The following is a 15695-nucleotide window of genomic DNA, read 5'->3' on the forward strand; positions in this document are numbered from 1 at the left end:
TCGGCACTTTCGGGGCCGTAATCGGCACGAATCGGGGATTGGAAACCCGGCGGGAATGCTGCTACTATCGCGCTTGGCGGTCCGGAAACCACGGACGCCGGCGGGGAGTGTGCAAGATTACCGAGGGCCCTAGGTACGACCCGCGAACACCTAACTTATGTTGCTGCAACACATTGAACTCGATGACATTCAGGAGTTGGTTCTCATGAGAAACGCTATTTCGAATTCCATCCTCGGACGGACGGCCGCCGCAGGCGCGTTGCTGCTGGGTGCAGCATTCGCCGGCCAGGCCGCCATGGCTTGCACGCTCAACAACTGGAGCGCCAACTCCGGCGCCGTCGCTGCGGGCGATCCGCAGGCGAACAGCATTGCGCGCTACGCCGGCCTCTGCGGCATGGAAGCCACCGGTGCCGGCTACGTCCAGGACAACAACCCGGGCGGCATCGACCGGATCGTCGCGCGCTTCTACGTGCTCGCCGACAATTCCGCGACCGCCAACGTCTACCAGGGCTTCGGCGACACCGCAGGCGGCAGCCAGCGCTTCGACGTCAGCGTCGATGCCAGCGGCAACATCACCCTGACCGACACGCTGACCGGCCAGAGCGTCAGCCAGGCCGGCGTTTCGGGCAACTGGAACTCGGTCGAGATCGACTGGGCACAGGGCGCCGGCAACGGCGTGATTTCCCTTTCGGTCAACGGCCAGGCCGCGGTCGAGAACACCACGCTGAGCAACGTCGGCACGCAGCTGCAGTCGGTTCGCCTCGGCAACATCAACGGCGCCGCCGGCACCCTGGGCTTCGACGCGTACGAGTCGCGCCGCAGCACGGCGGTCGGTCGGGTCTGCAACTGCAATGCAAACGGTAGCGCCGACGACTCGGTCAACGTTCAGGACGTCATCGTCCTGGTCAACGAGGCGGGTGGTGCTGCGCTGTCCACCGGAACGCCGGACTGCAACGAAGACGGCAACATCAACATCCAGGACATCGTTCAGACCGTGAACATCGCCGGCACCACCGGCGCCTGCCTGCTGTAAACCGAATTTTTGAGGAGTTGACCATCATGTCGATCAATCGTGGAATTCTGGCTGCAGCAGCAGCCGTGACGCTGGCCGCAGGCGCGGCCATTGCAAGCGACAACGAAGCCTCGTCGGCGGATCTGTGGATCCAGAAGTCCGGCAACGGCTTCACCGTGGAGTACGTGTCGGACGGCCGGGTCGCAGGCCTGCAGTTCGACGTCAAGGGGATCAAGGTGGTCGACGGCCAGTTCGACTGCGGCACCAGCGTGGCCGAATCGCACACCGCCAGCTGCTCCATCAACTCGGACGGCAACCTCCGGGTCATCGTGTTCTCGATGACCAACGAGGTCCTGCCCGACGGCACGATGGTGACGATTGCGCCGCCTTCGCGCGACAACACGTCGCGGATGCAGGCGCGCCAGCTGGCGGCCGCCAGCGAGGCCGAATCGGTCGCGCTGGACGGCGTGCTCTTCGCCGATGCGCAGGGCGCGGACGTCACGCCCGACCACCTCCAATAACTAGACAACCGATCTCAATCCAGGAGTGAGACTAGCCATGTACTTCAAGAAACTTCTTCCGGCGAGCATCGCCGGGGCCGCTCTGCTGGCCTCGGCAGGCGCGTTTGCCGATATCGACATCACTGTCAACAGTGCTTCGGGTTCTGTCGGCAGCACCGTGGTCATCACCTATGACTACAGCGCGCTGGATGCCGACGACGTCGGTGGGTTCCAGTTCGACATCACCTACGACCCGTCGTCGCTCACGCCGACGGATATCTCCAACTGCGGCAACAACCGACCGGGCACGCACAATGCATCGTGCACCGAGCCGGGCGGCGCCGGGAACGGGACCATCCGCACGCTGATCGCGGACTTCACCCCGCCGACCGACGAAATCACGCCGTTCAATATCGCGTCGTTCGGCCAGTTCACGTTCCAGATCGACCAGCCGGGCACCCACACGCTGACCTTCACCAATGCCGTGGGTTCGGATACCGCCGGTGGGAACGTCAACATGACCGGCAACAACGCCACGATCACCGGCTCGATCACCGGCGCGGCCGGGTACTCGTCGACCCCGGCTTCGGGCGCGACCATCGACCTCGGGCCGACCCCGGTCGGCACAACGGTCGGCGGCATCGGTGCGGTGACCGTGAGCGAAATCGGTGACCAGCAGCTCGACGTGACCGGGTTCCCGAGCAGCAACGCAGACATCGCGGTGACCACCGCGCCGTTCAGCATTCCGGACGGCGGTGCGTCGGTCGGTGTCGACATCGAGTGCACGCCCTCGACCCGCGGCAACATCATGGGCAACGTCGAGTTCACCAACAACTCGGTGAACCAGCCGAACGCGAACTACGATGTGCAGTGCCAGGGCGAGTCGCCGAACGTGGCCGTTTCGACCACGACGATCAACCTGACCGGGGTGATCGGCGGCACGAACCCGTCGGGCTCGTTCGACATTACCAACGCGGACGACGGCTTCACCAATGCCGCCACCAACGCGACGCTGACCGACGGCGGCGCAAGCACGCCGGACATCATCATCACCGACGGTCTGAACGACGCCACCATCCAGGTCGACGAGACCGACTCGGTGACCGTGGAGTGCGATACGACCACGGCGGGCATGTCGTCCGAGAACATTACCCTGACCTTCGACGACCCGAACGAAGCCGGCGGCACTGGCACGCGCACGGTCACCGTCAACTGCGACATCGCCAACGCGGTTCCGTCCTTCGCCGGTACCCCGGCGTCCCCGGGCCCCCTGAACTTCGGCACGGTGACCAACGGCACCACCTCGGCGCCGATCGGTATCGACGTGGCCAACGACGGCGTCGGCCCGAGCCCGGCGTCCGACCTGCTGCTGTCGAGCGTGACCGTCAGCGATCCGCAGTTCGCGGCCGTCATCAATGACCCGGGTCCGTTCCAGGTCGGCGATCCGGCCACGGCCGACGCGGTCGAGGTGACCTGTACGCCGGACGCCGGCACCACCGGTTCCTTCACCGGCACGCTGACGATCAACCACAACGGTGACGACGATCCGACCACGTACAACCTCGAGTGCGCCGGTCAGACCGACGCCACGTTCTCGTCGACCCCGCCGGACGGCGGCACCCTGAACCTCGGCATCGTTCCGCCGGTGACGATGACGCCCCCGGGCGACATCACGTTCTCCAATGGTGGTTCGGTCGACAGCTACGACGTGGACTGCACCGTGACCGATCCGGACGGCGTGTTCACCTTCTCGCCGGATCCGATCAGCTTCACGGTCGCACCGGGCGGTTCGCAGTCCGCGACGTTCCAGTGCACCCCGGCCGCACCGCAGATCTACCAGGCCGACGTGGCCTGCACGGTGACCGGCGCGGACGTGGCATCGGCCAACTACACCGTGACCTGCGCCGGCCAGCCGCTCGTGGTTCCGACCATGAACCGCTGGGGCCTGATCCTGATGGCACTGGTGCTTCTCGCCCTGGGCGGGTTCGCCGGTCGCCGGATGATGGCGTAACGCAATCGCCGGGCGCCTGACGCCCCGATTCGGAAAAGGCCGCCCCCGGGGCGGCCTTTTTCATTTGTGGCGGCACCGACCCGGCTTGAAGTCGAGCGGTCGGCCACGCCGCGATCCGCGGTTCAGCACGGATTCAGACCGCCGGACTAGAATGGCTGCATGAATCGTCGACCCACCCGGACCGCCCGCCTTCGAACCACGCTTGCCGCGCTGCTCGTGGCTGCGTGCGCCGCGGCCTTCGTGCCGGTCGAGCCGGTGCGGGCCGACAGCCTGCGCGAGGTCGCCGAACGGGTCGCCCGCCAGAACGATGCCCGGGTGGTGTCGGCGCGAGTCGTCGAACGCAACGGTCGACGCTTCTACGAAATCCGCATCATGACCCGCGACGGGGTCGTCCGCACGATCCGGGTTCCCGCCGAGAGAGGTCGTCGATGAGAGTCCTGCTGCTGGAAGACGAGACCGCCCTCCGCGAGACCCTGGCCGAGCGCCTCAAGCGCGAGGGCTTCGTGGTGGATGCCTGCGGCGAAGGCGTCGAAGGCGCCTACATGGCGCTGGAGTATCCGCTGGACCTGGCGATCGTCGACCTGGGCCTGCCGGGCCGCTCCGGCCTGGACGTGGTCAAGGAGCTCCGGCGGGCCGACAAGCGCTACCCGGTCCTGATCCTGACCGCGCGCGATCACTGGGAGGACAAGGTCGAGGCGCTGGAATCCGGCGCGGACGACTACCTGACCAAACCGTTCCGCACCGAGGAACTGCTGGCCCGGGTCAACGCGCTGCTGCGGCGGGCCGGCGGACACGCGACCTCGGAGGTGGAGTTCGGACCCCTCAAGGTGCAGCTGAATTCGCAGAAGGTCGCGTTGAACGGCGAGCCGCTGGACCTGACCCAGTTCGAATACAAGCTGCTGGCCTACTTCGTGCTCCACCCGGACCAGGTGTTGTCGAAGCTGCAGCTGAACGAACACCTGTACGAAGACGACGCGGACCCCGAGTCCAACGTCATCGAAGTCATTCTCGGCCGGCTGCGGCGCAAGCTCGATCCGGACGGCGACTGGAAACCGATCCAGACCCTGCGCGGCCGGGGGTATCGCTTCAGTCCGGATGCCTGATTCCCGAGGTTCTCGAGTCCCGTCGATCCGCCGGCGCGGCCCGGTCCGCGAGCACGCAGGTTCCGACCCTGCCGCCGAGTCGGAGAGCTTCGGCCGGCCCGCCCCATCGCTGTTCGTCCGCCTCGCCGCCTCGGCCCTGGTCGTGCTGTTGGTGGCCCTGGGCCTGATCGGCCTGGCGATCCAGCAGGCCTACCGCGGCGCAGCGGAGCTGGCCCTGGGCGAGCGGCTGGAAGGGGCGGCCTTCCAGGTCCTGGCCGGCATGGACGTCGACGCCGAAGGACGGCTCGTCCCACCCGATAATCTCGGGGATTCGCTTCTTGCCCGGCCGGAGTCCGGCCTCTACGCCGGCATCGTCGCGAATTCGGCGTCCTGGGCGTCACCGTCGGTCCTGGGGACCTCCGTCGAGCCGCTGGCGGCCTCCGTCGAGCGAGGGACCGAGCAGCGCATTCCGGCCGGCGAAGACGATCTGCATCGCTATCGCATCGGCCTGGGTTGGGAGCTGCCCGACGGCAGAATCGTCGATTTCGTGATCTGGGCGGCGGAGGATCGTGCCCGCCTCGACGAGACCCTGGCCCGGTTCCGGTCGGTCCTCTGGCGCTGGCTCGTGTTGGCGGGTTTGATCCTGCTGATCGCCCTGATCGTGCTGCTGATCCAGCCCTTGATGGTGCTGCGTCGCGTCGCCGGCGAAATCGGCGATGTCGAAGCAGGGCGCTCGGACCGCCTGCGCGGCCGCTATCCGAGAGAGCTCGAGCCGCTGACGGCGAACCTGAACGCGCTGCTGGAAACCGAGCGCAGCAACGTCGAGCAATACCGTCGGGCCCTGGGCGACCTGGCCCATTCGCTGAAGACGCCGCTGGCGGTGCTGGGTACGCAACTCGACGATGATTCCGTCGACCTCGAATCGCTGCGCGAGACCGTGGAGCAGATGCGGGTGCGCGTGCGCGCCGAGCTCGACCGGGCGCTGCGGTCCGGCCGGCGAACCATGCGCGCCCTGGTCGGCGTCCGGCCGGTGCTCGAGCGCGCGGTCCGGACCCTCGGCAAGCTCTACCGGGGCGTCGACTTCGAGCTGGACGTCGATGCCGGGCTGGCCGCCAACGTCGAGGAACGCGACCTGCTCGAACTGGTCGGCAACCTGGCCGAAAACGCGGGCAAGTACGGCTCGTCGCACGTCCGTGTGTCGGCCACGCAGGGTACGGCCAGCCTGCGTCGGCGCGGCCTGAGGATCTGCGTCGACGACGACGGGCCGGGCATGAGCGGCGAGGACTTCGAGAAGATGCTTCAGCGAGGCGTGCGCGGCGACCAGCGACGCGGCGGGCCGGTCGAAGGCCAGGGGCTGGGCCTGTCGATCGTCGAGCGGATCGTGTCCAGCTATGATGGAAGCGTGCGGGCAGAGCGATCGCCGCTCGGCGGCCTGCGCGTGATCGTCGATCTGCCGCCCGAGGCGCGCCGCCCGCGCCCGTCCACCGCCGACGAGGAATCCGAATGAGCGAGACCCATCGAGCCATCGATCGCTTGCTGCAGGTCATGGACCGGCTGCGCGACCCGGACACGGGTTGCCCCTGGGACCTGGAGCAGGACTTCCGGTCGATCGCGCCGTACACGATCGAGGAAGCCCACGAGGTGGCCGATGCGATCGAGCAGGGCGACCCGGAACATATCCGGGAAGAACTCGGCGACCTGCTGTTCCAGGTCGTGTTCCACGCCCGGCTCGGAAAGGAGCAGGGGGTATTCGATTTCGCCGCGGTGACCGACGGCATCGCCAAGAAGCTGATCCGGCGTCACCCGCACGTCTTCGATCGGTCGGACGACGATCCGTCTGATCACCATCGGACCGGGCTCGATTCGCAGGCCCAGACCGCGAACTGGGAGGCCATCAAGGCCGAGGAGCGGGCCTCGGCCGGCGCCACCAGCGTGCTCGACGGCGTATCGCGGGGCCTTCCGGCCCTGCGTCGCGCGGTCAAGCTGCAGAAGCGGGCCGGCCGGGTCGGTTTCGATTGGCCGGGCCCCGCCGAAGTGTTCGCCAAGATCCGCGAGGAGCTCGATGAACTCGAGGCCGAGCTAGACGGCGCGGACCCGGATCGTCTCGAGGACGAGCTCGGCGACGTGCTGTTCGCGGTGGCCAATCTGGCGCGCAAGCTCGACGTCGATCCCGGCAGCGCGCTTCGCCGCAGCAACCACAAGTTCGAGCGCCGATTCCGGGCGATGGAAGCCGAGGCCGAGGCCGAGGGTCGTCCGCTCGACCAGCGCGCGCTCGACGAGCAGGAACTCGTCTACCAGCGCGTCAAGGCGCGAGAAGAATGACGTCGAAGCCGCCGAGGTTCATCGGGCCGGTCCGTGCTGCTATAATTCCGCGCTTGTTTCGGGCGGGCCGTTAGCTCAAGTGGTAGAGCACCGGGCTTTTAACCCGTTGGTTGAAGGTTCGAGTCCTTCACGGCCCACCATTTTCCCGAAACCACCCCTGCCGTCTCCCCGGGAAACACCGGCCCGCCGCGTGCACTCATCGCAACGCGGTCCACATCTCCGCCTGGCCGAAACCGTCCGCCGGCACCGGCACGCTTCCTGGGCGGCCCCGATCCACGCCGGCAGTCGAACCGCGTTCGAGACCTTTCTCCGCTGGCGCCAGCGCGATCGGCCGCTGGTGCTCGATGCGGGCTGCGGAACGGCGGCCTCCACCGCGACCCTGGCGCGGCGCCATCCGGGGGCCCAGGTCGTCGGCGTCGACCGCTCGGCGCACCGCCTGTCTCGCGCGCCGTGCCCGCCCATGGCCAACGAACTCCGATTGCGTGCGCGCCTGGAAGACGTCTGGCGACTGTTGCTCGAGAGCGGCGATCGCCCGGTGCGTCATTACCTGCTGTATCCGAACCCCTGGCCCAAGCCGGGGCACCTGAAGCGCCGCTGGCACGCCCACCCGGTCTGGCCTGTCGTGGTCGCGCTCGGCGGCACGCTTACGCTGCGAACGAACTGGGCGATCTACGCCGAGGAATGCCGGCGCACCTTGCAGCTGCACGGCCTGGCGGTTCCGCCGGTGGTATCGTTCGGCACGGACACGGCACTGACGCCGTTCGAGCGAAAGTACTCGCGAAGCGGGCACGACCTGTTCGACCTGACCCTTCGTCTCGATTCTCCGCGAGGAAGACACGAAGCGAACCGCACCTGACCTGTAGCGCCGACCTGCATCCCTGATCCGTATCGCCGATCTACAACGCAAGGAGATCCGACCATGCACCATCGCATCGAGCGTTCCCCGGCCCGAATCGCCGGCCTGTTCCTGACCTCGACCCTGTTCGCGTCCGCTGCCCTTGCCGACGAGCGCCTGGAAGCCGCGATCGCCCACCCGGACCGGCCGGCGGAGGAAGCGGCCCGGGACGAGTACCGGCACCCGTACGAGACGCTGACCTTCTTCGGCATCGCGCCGGACATGACCGTCGTCGAACTCGCGCCCAGCGGGGGCTGGTACACGGAAATCCTCGCGCCTTACCTGGCCGAAGAGGGCCGCTACGTGGCCGGTCACTTCGACCTGAGCATCGAGGACGCACCGAGCTACTACGAGCCCGCCATGGCTGCGTGGCGCGAACGCGTGGCCGACGAAGAGCGCTTCGGCGAGCCCGAAGTGCATCCGTTCCACCCGCCGCAGAGCGCGTCGCTCGGCGAGCCCGGCTCGGCCGACCTGGTGGTCTCGTTCCGCAGCGTGCACGGGTGGAAGCGTGACGGGGTGTTCGACGATGTGCTCGACGCGGTCCACGAAGTGCTGAAGGCCGGCGGCGTGTTCGGCATCGTCGGCCACCGGCTGCCCGAGGGCGCCGACGACAGCGAGTTCACCGGCTACGTCAAGGCCAGCTGGGTCGTCGCCCGGGCCGAAGCCCACGGTTTCCGGTTGGCCGCCTCCAGCGAAGTCAATGCCAATCCGAAGGACACGGCCGATCACCCCAACGGCGTCTGGACCCTGCCGCCGTCGATGCGGACGCCCGAGGGAGAAGATCCGGCGGACTACGAGGCGATCGGCGAAAGCGACCGGTTCACGCTGAAGTTCGTCAAGCGCTGACAGCGCGGTTCCGAAGCGTCAATAGCCCCGCGCCCGGTCGACACGGCCGGGCGGGGGATCGCCACGACGGATCGCGCGGTACTGCTCCAGGGCCAGTCGCGCCGCCTCGGCGGCGTCGGTTCGTGCCGCGATGTGGGGCGTGACGACGACCCGGGGATGACGGCGGAACGGGTGGTCGGCCGGCAGCGGTTCCTCGCCGAACACGTCCAGCACCGCCCGCCCGGGACGGTTGCGCTCCAGCGCATCGAGCAGGTCGGCCTCGACCAGGTGCTCGCCCCGGCCGACATTGACCAGCAGGCTGTCGGAAGGCATCTGCTCGAACAGCGCCCCGTCGAGCAGGCCACGGGTCGCCGGGGTCAGCGGAAGCACGTTGATCAGGACGTCCGAGCGGCCGGCGAGCCGGGTCAGGCCGTCGGCTCCGCTGCAGGTCGCCATCGAATCACAGGCCGCCCCGGACCGGTTCCAGCCCGCGACGTCGAGCTCCAGCGTTCGGAACGCCCGGGCGGCAGTCCGGCCCATGGCTCCGGTGCCGAGCAGGCCGATCCGGGGCGTGGAGCGAGGTTCCAGCGGCCGCCAGTCCGGGCAATGGCGCTGCTCGTCGAGGCGCTTCCACCAGTCCACGGTCATGGCGACCAGGTAGGCGGCGAGGTCGGCGGCCAGGCGTGGGCCGGCCAGGCGGGTCAGGGCCAGGTCGTCGGCCAGGTCGGGTCGATCCACCAGGTGGTCGACGCCTGCCCCCAGGGAACCGACCGCGCGCAGCGCGGGCAGCCCGGCGAAGGCCTCCGCCGGCGGCTTCCAGGCCAGGGCGAAGACGACGTCGCCCGGCCGGCCGACATCGGGCCAGCGGCGCAGGTCGAGATCGGGGTCGAGGCCGCGCAGCCGGCGTTCGAGTTCGGACGTGTCGCGGTCCGGCGCGATCAGCAGCAGAGCCATGGGGCCTTCCTCCGGGCTGGACTCGACAGCTTAATCCAGCCGGTCCCGGCGGTCGCCGGTACGGGGGCAGCACCGGGGACGATTCCATGACAGCCGCCCCGGTTCCGGGCATTCGCCGAATGCGCCGGGTAGAATAGGCCGCCAGTTTCCGGCTCCAGGACATCCCTGCCATGACCCGCACCGCGATCGAAACGGTGGTCTTTCCGGTCGCCGGCCTCGGTACGCGGTTTCTGCCCGCAACCAAGGCCAGCCCGAAGGAAATGCTGCCGGTCGTCGACAAGCCGCTGATCCAGTATGCGGTCGAGGAAGCCATCGCCGCCGGCGCCCGCACCCTGGTGTTCGTTACGGGACGGACCAAGCGCGCGCTGGAAGACCACTTCGACATGGCCTACGAGCTGGAAACCGAGCTCGCCGAGCGCGGCAAGCAGGACCTGCTCGACAAGGTCCGCGACGTTCTGCCGGAAGGCATCCATTGCGTCTACGTCCGGCAGCGCGAGGCGCTGGGCCTCGGCCACGCGGTGCTGTGCGCGCAGCCGTTGGTCGGCGACAAGCCGTTCGGCGTGATCCTCGCCGACGACTTGATCGATGCCGGCGATCGCCCGGTGCTCAAGCAATTGGCGGAACGCTACGCCGCCACCGGCCGATCGGTCCTGAGCGTCGAATCGGTCGATCCGTCGCGAACGCGCCAGTACGGGGTGGTGGAGCCGGAGAAGCGAGACGGGCCGTTCCAGCCGATTCGGGGCATCGTCGAGAAGCCGGCGCCCGAAGACGCGCCGTCCAACCTTGCCGTGGTCGGGCGCTACATCCTCACGCCGCGGATCTTCAAGCTGCTGGAAACGACCGCGCCGGATTCGCGCGGCGAGATCCAGCTGACCGACGCGATCGCGGCGCTGATCGACGAGCAGGGCGTCGACTGCCTGGAGTTCGAGGGCCGCCACTACGACTGCGGAAGCAAGCTCGGCTATTTGCAGGCGACGGTCGACTACGCGCTGAATCACCACGAACTGGGCGCCGACTTCGCCGGCTTCCTGCGCGAGCGAGTGCGGTCGCTATGAACGGGAAAGGCAACCACGCCATGAACGGCCGGGCATCCGGCAACGCTGCCATGACCCACCTCGAGGCGCTCGAGGCCGAAGCGATCCACATCATCCGCGAGGTCGCGGCGACCGCGCAGCGACCGGTGATGCTGTACTCCATCGGCAAGGATTCGGCGGTCATGCTGCACCTGGCGCGCAAGGCCTTCGCGCCGGGGCGCCTGCCGTTTCCGCTGCTCAACATCGACACCACCTGGAAGTTCCGCGAGGTCTACGCGTTCCGCGACCGGGTCGCCGCCGACCCCGATATCGAGCTGATCACCCATCGCAACCGGGAAGGGCTGGCCCAGGGCATCAATCCGATCGACCACAGCCCGGGCGTGCATACGGACGTGCTCAAGACCCAGGCACTGAAGCAGGCGCTGAGCGAACACCGGGTCGACGCCGCGTTCGGCGGCGCCCGCCGCGACGAGGAGCGATCGAGGGCCAAGGAGCGGGTGTTCTCGTTCCGCGACCGCCATCACCGCTGGGACCCGAAGAACCAGCGCCCGGAGCTCTGGAACCTCTACAACGGCCGCGTCGCCGACGGCGAGAGCATTCGCGTGTTTCCACTGTCGAACTGGACCGAACTCGATGTCTGGCAGTACATCCACCTGGAAAACATCCCGGTGCCCGCGCTGTACTTCGCCGCAGAGCGCCCGGTGGTCGATCGCGACGGCATGCTGATCGTGGTCGACGACGACCGCCTGCCGCTGGCCGAAGGCGAAACGCCGCGCATGGAGCGGGTGCGGTTCCGCACGCTGGGGTGCTATCCGCTGACCGGTGCGATCCGCTCCGAGGCCGAGACCTTGCCCGAGATCATCCACGAGATGCTGCTGGCGCGCTCGTCCGAACGCCAGGGCCGTGCGATCGACCACGACGCGTCCTCGTCGATGGAACAGAAGAAGCAGCAGGGGTATTTCTGACCATGAACGGCACGGCCTCGACCGACTTCGACATCCACCAGTACCTGGACCGCCATCGGACCAAGGACCTGCTCCGCTTCATCACCTGCGGCTCGGTCGACGACGGCAAGTCCACGCTGATCGGGCGCCTGCTGTTCGATACGCAGCAGGTCTTCGACGATCAGCTGGCCGCGGTCGAGCGCGACTCGCGCAAATTCGGCACCACCGGCGATGCGCCGGACCTCGCCCTGCTCGTCGACGGTCTGCAGGCCGAGCGGGAGCAGGGCATCACGATCGACGTCGCCTATCGCTATTTCACCACGGGCACGCGCAAGTTCATCATTGCCGACACGCCGGGCCACGAGCAGTACACGCGCAACATGGTGACCGGGGCGTCGACCGCGAGGGCGGCGGTGGTCCTGGTCGATGCGACCCGCGGCATGCAGGTCCAGACCCGGCGCCACAGCTACCTGGTCCACCTCCTGGGCATCGAGCACGTGCTGGTGGCGGTCAACAAGATGGACGCGGTGGACCACGACCGGTCGACCTTCAAGGCGATCGAGAAGGACTACGCCGCCTTCGCCAACCAGCTCGGCATCGAGCATTACCACTGCGTGCCGGTCAGTGCGCTGACCGGCGCCAACGTCACCCGGCCGGCCGAGTCCATGCCCTGGTACGAGGGGCCGACGGTGCTGGACTGGCTGGAGCGGGTGCCGACCGGGGCCGGGCGCGACGCGATGCGTGCGATGCGGTTTCCGGTCCAATACGTGCACCGCAGTCGCTCGGACTTCCGCGGGTACTGCGGCCAGCTCGCCGGCGGTACCGTGACGCCGGGCGACGAGGTGGTCGTGCTGCCGTCGGGAAAGCGCAGCCGCATCCGCGAGGTGCTGCTGCACGGTCGGCCGGTCGAGCGGGGCAAGGCCGGTCAATCGCTGACGATCACGCTGGCCGACGAGGTCGACGTCAGCCGCGGCGACATGCTGGTCCATGGCGGGGACCTCCCACGGGTCGGCGAACTGTTCGACGCCCGCGTCGTGTGGATGAACGAGCGTCCGCTGCTGCCCGGTCGCCAGTACGACCTGAAGCTCGCCGCGACCGAGTTGCCTGCGACGCCCGAGACCTTGCACCATCGCATCGACGTCAACACGCTCGAGCACCATCCGGCCGACCAGCTCGATCTGAACGAGATCGGCTATTGCCGCATCCGGACCGGCCGGCCGCTGGCCTTCGATGGCTACCACGCACACCCGGGCACCGGCGCCTTCATCCTGGTCGACCGGGTCAGCAACCTGACCGTCGGTGCCGGGATGATCGTCCGTCCCGTTACCGACGCCCTGGCCGACAAGTCGCAGAACGTGGTCTGGCATCGCCAGGCGGTGGACAAGCGCTCGAGGGCCGCGCAGAAGGCCCAGCGTCCGGCGGTGCTGTGGTTCACGGGCCTGTCCGGCGCCGGCAAGTCGACCGTGGCCAACGCACTGGAAACGGCGCTGTTCCGGCGCGGTCACCACAGCTACCTGCTCGACGGCGACAACGTGCGTCACGGCCTGAACCGCGACCTCGGCTTCAGCGACGACGACCGGGTCGAGAACATCCGCCGGATCGGCGAGGTCGCCAAGCTGATGGCCGACGCGGGCCTGGTCGTGCTGTCCGCGTTCATCTCGCCGTTCCGGGCCGATCGGGCGATGGTGCGCGAGTTGATGGAAGACGGCGAGTTCATCGAGATCCATGTCGACGCGCCGCTGGAAGTCTGCGAGTCGCGCGACCCCAAGGGCCTGTACGCCAAGGCCCGCGCCGGCGTGATCCGGAATTTCACCGGCATCGACTCGCCCTACGAGGCGCCCGAGGATCCGGAGATCGTGGTCGATACGTCCGAACTCAGCGTCGACGAGTGCGTCGAAGAGCTGCTGGCCTACCTGAAGCGCCGTGGCATCCTGATCGGCTGATCGGCCGACGAGACGGTCGATCTTCCGTCGGATCTTCGCGGCGCCCACACAACGAAACGCGGACCCAACCCATGGCGCGAGGCACCGAAGCGGTCATCGATGTTCCCGCCCTGGCGCGCAACCTGCAGAAGGTGCGTGACTGGGCCGGCGACGCGCGCGTGGTCGCCGTGGTCAAGGCCGATGCCTACGGCCACGGGCTGGAGCGCTGCTTCCCGGCGCTCGGACAGGCCGACCTGCTGGCCGTCGCGACGCTGGACGAGGCGCGCGCGATCCGGGTCCTCGATCCGCGCATCCCGGTACTGCTGCTCGAGGGTGTCCTGACCGGCGACGAACTGGCCGCCGTCGAAGAGCTCGGCCTGGAAATGGTCGTCCACTCGCCGGAACAGTTGGAGTGGATCGAGCGCTCGGGCCGCACGCTGGCACCAAGGATCTGGCTGAAGATCGACAGCGGAATGCACCGCCTGGGCTTCGCGCTCGACCGGGCGCGCGAGGCCCATGCGCGGCTGAGCGACCTGCCCGGGGTGCACGAAGTCGTGCTGATGACCCACCTGGCCTGCGCCGACGAGCCGGATCACCCGATGACCGCACGCCAGATCCAGCTCTTCGATGACGCCGTCGAGGGCCTGGCGGGGCCGCGGTGCATCGCCAATTCGGCCGCGCTGCTGACTCGCCACGACGCGCGCCGGGACTGGGTCCGGGCGGGCCTGCTCCTGTTCGGCGTCTCGCCGATCGCCGATCGTCCCGGCGCATCGCTGGGCCTGGAGCCCGTGATGACGCTCTCGACCCAGCTGATCTCGGTGCGCCACGTGCCGGCCGGGGACTCGATCGGCTACGGCGCGCGCTACGTCGCCGAACGCGATCTGCGCATCGGGGTGGCTGCGATCGGCTACGGCGACGGCTACCCGCGCAACATGCCGGACGGCGCGCCGGTGCTGGTCAACGGTCGTCGCCAGCGGATCGCCGGGCGCGTGTCGATGGACATGGTCACGATCGACCTCGACGGGCAGCCCGACGCCGCGGTCGGCGATCCGGTCGTGCTGTGGGGCGAAGGCCTGCCGGTGGAAGAAGTGGCCGGGGCCCTGGGCACCATCCCCTACGAGCTGGCCTGCCGGGTCACGCGGCGGGTCCGCTACCGCGAGATTCCGTACTTGCGCAGCGCCGCGCGCAGCTGATCGTAGGTCAGGCCCAGGCGAGCGGCCGTGCGCTTCTGGTGATGGCCGCATTCGGCCAGGGCCCGCTCGATCCATGCCTGCTCCCGCTCCGCCAGCCAGCCCTTCAGGTCGTCGGGCAAGCGATCGGAGGCTGCAGCGCGATCGTCGGAACCGGGGCGCCACGGCGATTCGAATGGATCGAACTCGACCCCGTCGATCGGAGTGTCGGCGTCCGGCTGCCGGTAGACGGCGCGCTCGACGACGTTCTTCAGTTCGCGCACATTGCCGGGCCAGGACCACGCGCGCAGCTGATCGACAGCGCGAGGCGAGAACCCGGCGAAGAGCTCGCGCCCCAGCTCGCGACTCATCCGCATCGCGAAATGTTCGGCCAGGGGCATCAGGTCCTCGGGCCGCTCGCGCAACGGAGGGAGGGTGATCACGTCGAAGGCGAGCCGGTCGAGGAGGTCGGCGCGGAACCGCCCCTCGGCGGCCAGCGCCGGAAGGTCTTCGTTGGTCGCGCCGACCACGCGCACGTCGACGCGGCGGGTGTCCGAGCTGCCCAGCCGCTCGAACTCGCCGTACTCGATCACGCGCAGGATCTTTTCCTGCACCGGTGCGGCGGTGGTCGCGAGTTCGTCGAGGACCAGCGTGCCGCCGTCGGCCTGCTCGAAGCGCCCGATCCGGGTCCGCGAGGCGTCGGTGAACGCGCCCGCCTCGTGACCGAACAGTTCGGATTCCAGCAGCGCCGGACTGATCGCTGCGCAGTTGAGCTTGACCAGCGGCTGGTCCCAGCGCGGGGAAAGAAAGTGCACCCGCTCGGCGATCAATTCCTTGCCGGTCCCGCGCTCGCCGACGATCAGCAGCGGACGGTTCAGCGCGGCCGCGTGCGAGACGCGCTCCAGGACCGCCAGGAACGCGCCGGACTCGCCGATCAGGGGTTGTTCTTCGCGCTCCACGCGGCCTCGTCGGTTCGGAGTTGGTACCTGCATTGTATCGGTGACCGGTCCTGCGCCCCGTCTCGG

The 15695-nt window shown here is 68.5% G+C and carries 15 protein-coding genes and 1 tRNA gene; 14 read left to right on the top strand and 2 right to left on the bottom strand.

Annotated elements, in window-relative coordinates; translation table 11 throughout:
* The first annotated feature begins 205 nt into the window (after positions 1–205).
* The 10 genes from KUV67_11040 to KUV67_11085 all read left to right on the top strand — a co-directional run bounded on the left by KUV67_11040 (position 206) and on the right by KUV67_11085 (position 8668).
* Positions 206–1033 (top strand): hypothetical protein, encoded by an 828-nt coding sequence (locus KUV67_11040; protein ID MBY6205418.1) that lies wholly within the window; start codon positions 206–208, stop codon positions 1031–1033.
* Positions 1034–1059: 26 nt separating this feature from the next.
* Complete coding sequence (locus KUV67_11045) at positions 1060–1533, top strand: hypothetical protein (protein MBY6205419.1); 474 nt, start codon at positions 1060–1062, stop codon at positions 1531–1533.
* Between the two features lie 37 nt (positions 1534–1570).
* The gene (locus KUV67_11050) at positions 1571–3523 is read left to right on the top strand and encodes an IPTL-CTERM sorting domain-containing protein (protein MBY6205420.1); all 1953 of its coding nucleotides are present in this window, start codon (positions 1571–1573) and stop codon (positions 3521–3523) included.
* Positions 3524–3682: 159 nt separating this feature from the next.
* Positions 3683–3955 (top strand): hypothetical protein, encoded by a 273-nt coding sequence (locus KUV67_11055; GenBank protein ID MBY6205421.1) that lies wholly within the window; start codon positions 3683–3685, stop codon positions 3953–3955.
* Complete coding sequence (locus tag KUV67_11060; protein MBY6205422.1) at positions 3952–4626, top strand: response regulator transcription factor; 675 nt, start codon at positions 3952–3954, stop codon at positions 4624–4626. The genes KUV67_11055 and KUV67_11060 overlap by 4 nt, the downstream gene beginning before the upstream one ends.
* Entirely contained in the window at positions 4619–6112 is a 1494-nt protein-coding gene (locus tag KUV67_11065; GenBank protein MBY6205423.1) for a hypothetical protein, read from the top strand. The genes KUV67_11060 and KUV67_11065 overlap by 8 nt, the downstream gene beginning before the upstream one ends.
* Positions 6109–6927, top strand: coding sequence for a nucleoside triphosphate pyrophosphohydrolase (gene mazG / locus KUV67_11070; protein ID MBY6205424.1), 819 nt, complete (start codon positions 6109–6111; stop codon positions 6925–6927). Before KUV67_11065 ends, mazG begins: the two co-directional genes overlap by 4 nt.
* Positions 6928–6991: 64 nt before the next feature.
* A tRNA-Lys gene (locus tag KUV67_11075) sits at positions 6992–7067 on the top strand.
* Between the two features lie 50 nt (positions 7068–7117).
* Positions 7118–7783, top strand: a complete 666-nt coding sequence (locus KUV67_11080; GenBank protein MBY6205425.1) for a methyltransferase domain-containing protein — start codon at positions 7118–7120, stop codon at positions 7781–7783.
* Positions 7784–7846: 63 nt separating this feature from the next.
* The gene (locus KUV67_11085) at positions 7847–8668 is read left to right on the top strand and encodes a methyltransferase (GenBank protein MBY6205426.1); all 822 of its coding nucleotides are present in this window, start codon (positions 7847–7849) and stop codon (positions 8666–8668) included.
* Positions 8669–8686: 18 nt separating this feature from the next.
* Here KUV67_11085 and KUV67_11090 read toward each other — a convergent pair whose 3' ends face one another.
* The gene (locus KUV67_11090; GenBank protein ID MBY6205427.1) at positions 8687–9601 is read right to left on the bottom strand and encodes a glyoxylate/hydroxypyruvate reductase A; all 915 of its coding nucleotides are present in this window, start codon (positions 9599–9601) and stop codon (positions 8687–8689) included.
* Positions 9602–9771: 170 nt separating this feature from the next.
* Here KUV67_11090 and galU point away from each other — a divergent pair, with 170 nt between their 5' ends.
* The 4 genes from galU to alr all read left to right on the top strand — a co-directional run bounded on the left by galU (position 9772) and on the right by alr (position 14694).
* Positions 9772–10656: a UTP--glucose-1-phosphate uridylyltransferase GalU gene (gene galU, locus KUV67_11095; protein MBY6205428.1), complete on the top strand. Its 885-nt coding sequence runs from the start codon at positions 9772–9774 to the stop codon at positions 10654–10656.
* Positions 10657–10676: 20 nt separating this feature from the next.
* Positions 10677–11600, top strand: coding sequence for a sulfate adenylyltransferase subunit CysD (cysD, locus tag KUV67_11100; GenBank protein MBY6205429.1), 924 nt, complete (start codon positions 10677–10679; stop codon positions 11598–11600).
* 2 nt (positions 11601–11602) lie between these two features.
* Complete coding sequence (gene cysN / locus KUV67_11105; protein MBY6205430.1) at positions 11603–13522, top strand: sulfate adenylyltransferase subunit CysN; 1920 nt, start codon at positions 11603–11605, stop codon at positions 13520–13522.
* Positions 13523–13593: 71 nt separating this feature from the next.
* Positions 13594–14694, top strand: coding sequence for an alanine racemase (gene alr / locus KUV67_11110; GenBank protein ID MBY6205431.1), 1101 nt, complete (start codon positions 13594–13596; stop codon positions 14692–14694).
* On the opposite strand, the gene pspF is transcribed toward alr, so the two are convergent.
* The gene (pspF, locus tag KUV67_11115) at positions 14652–15662 is read right to left on the bottom strand and encodes a phage shock protein operon transcriptional activator (GenBank protein MBY6205432.1); all 1011 of its coding nucleotides are present in this window, start codon (positions 15660–15662) and stop codon (positions 14652–14654) included. The genes alr and pspF overlap by 43 nt on opposite strands.
* Between the last annotated feature and the right edge of the window lie 33 nt (positions 15663–15695).

This window comes from Halomonas denitrificans, assembly GCA_019800895.1.
GTDB lineage: Bacteria > Pseudomonadota > Gammaproteobacteria > Xanthomonadales > Wenzhouxiangellaceae.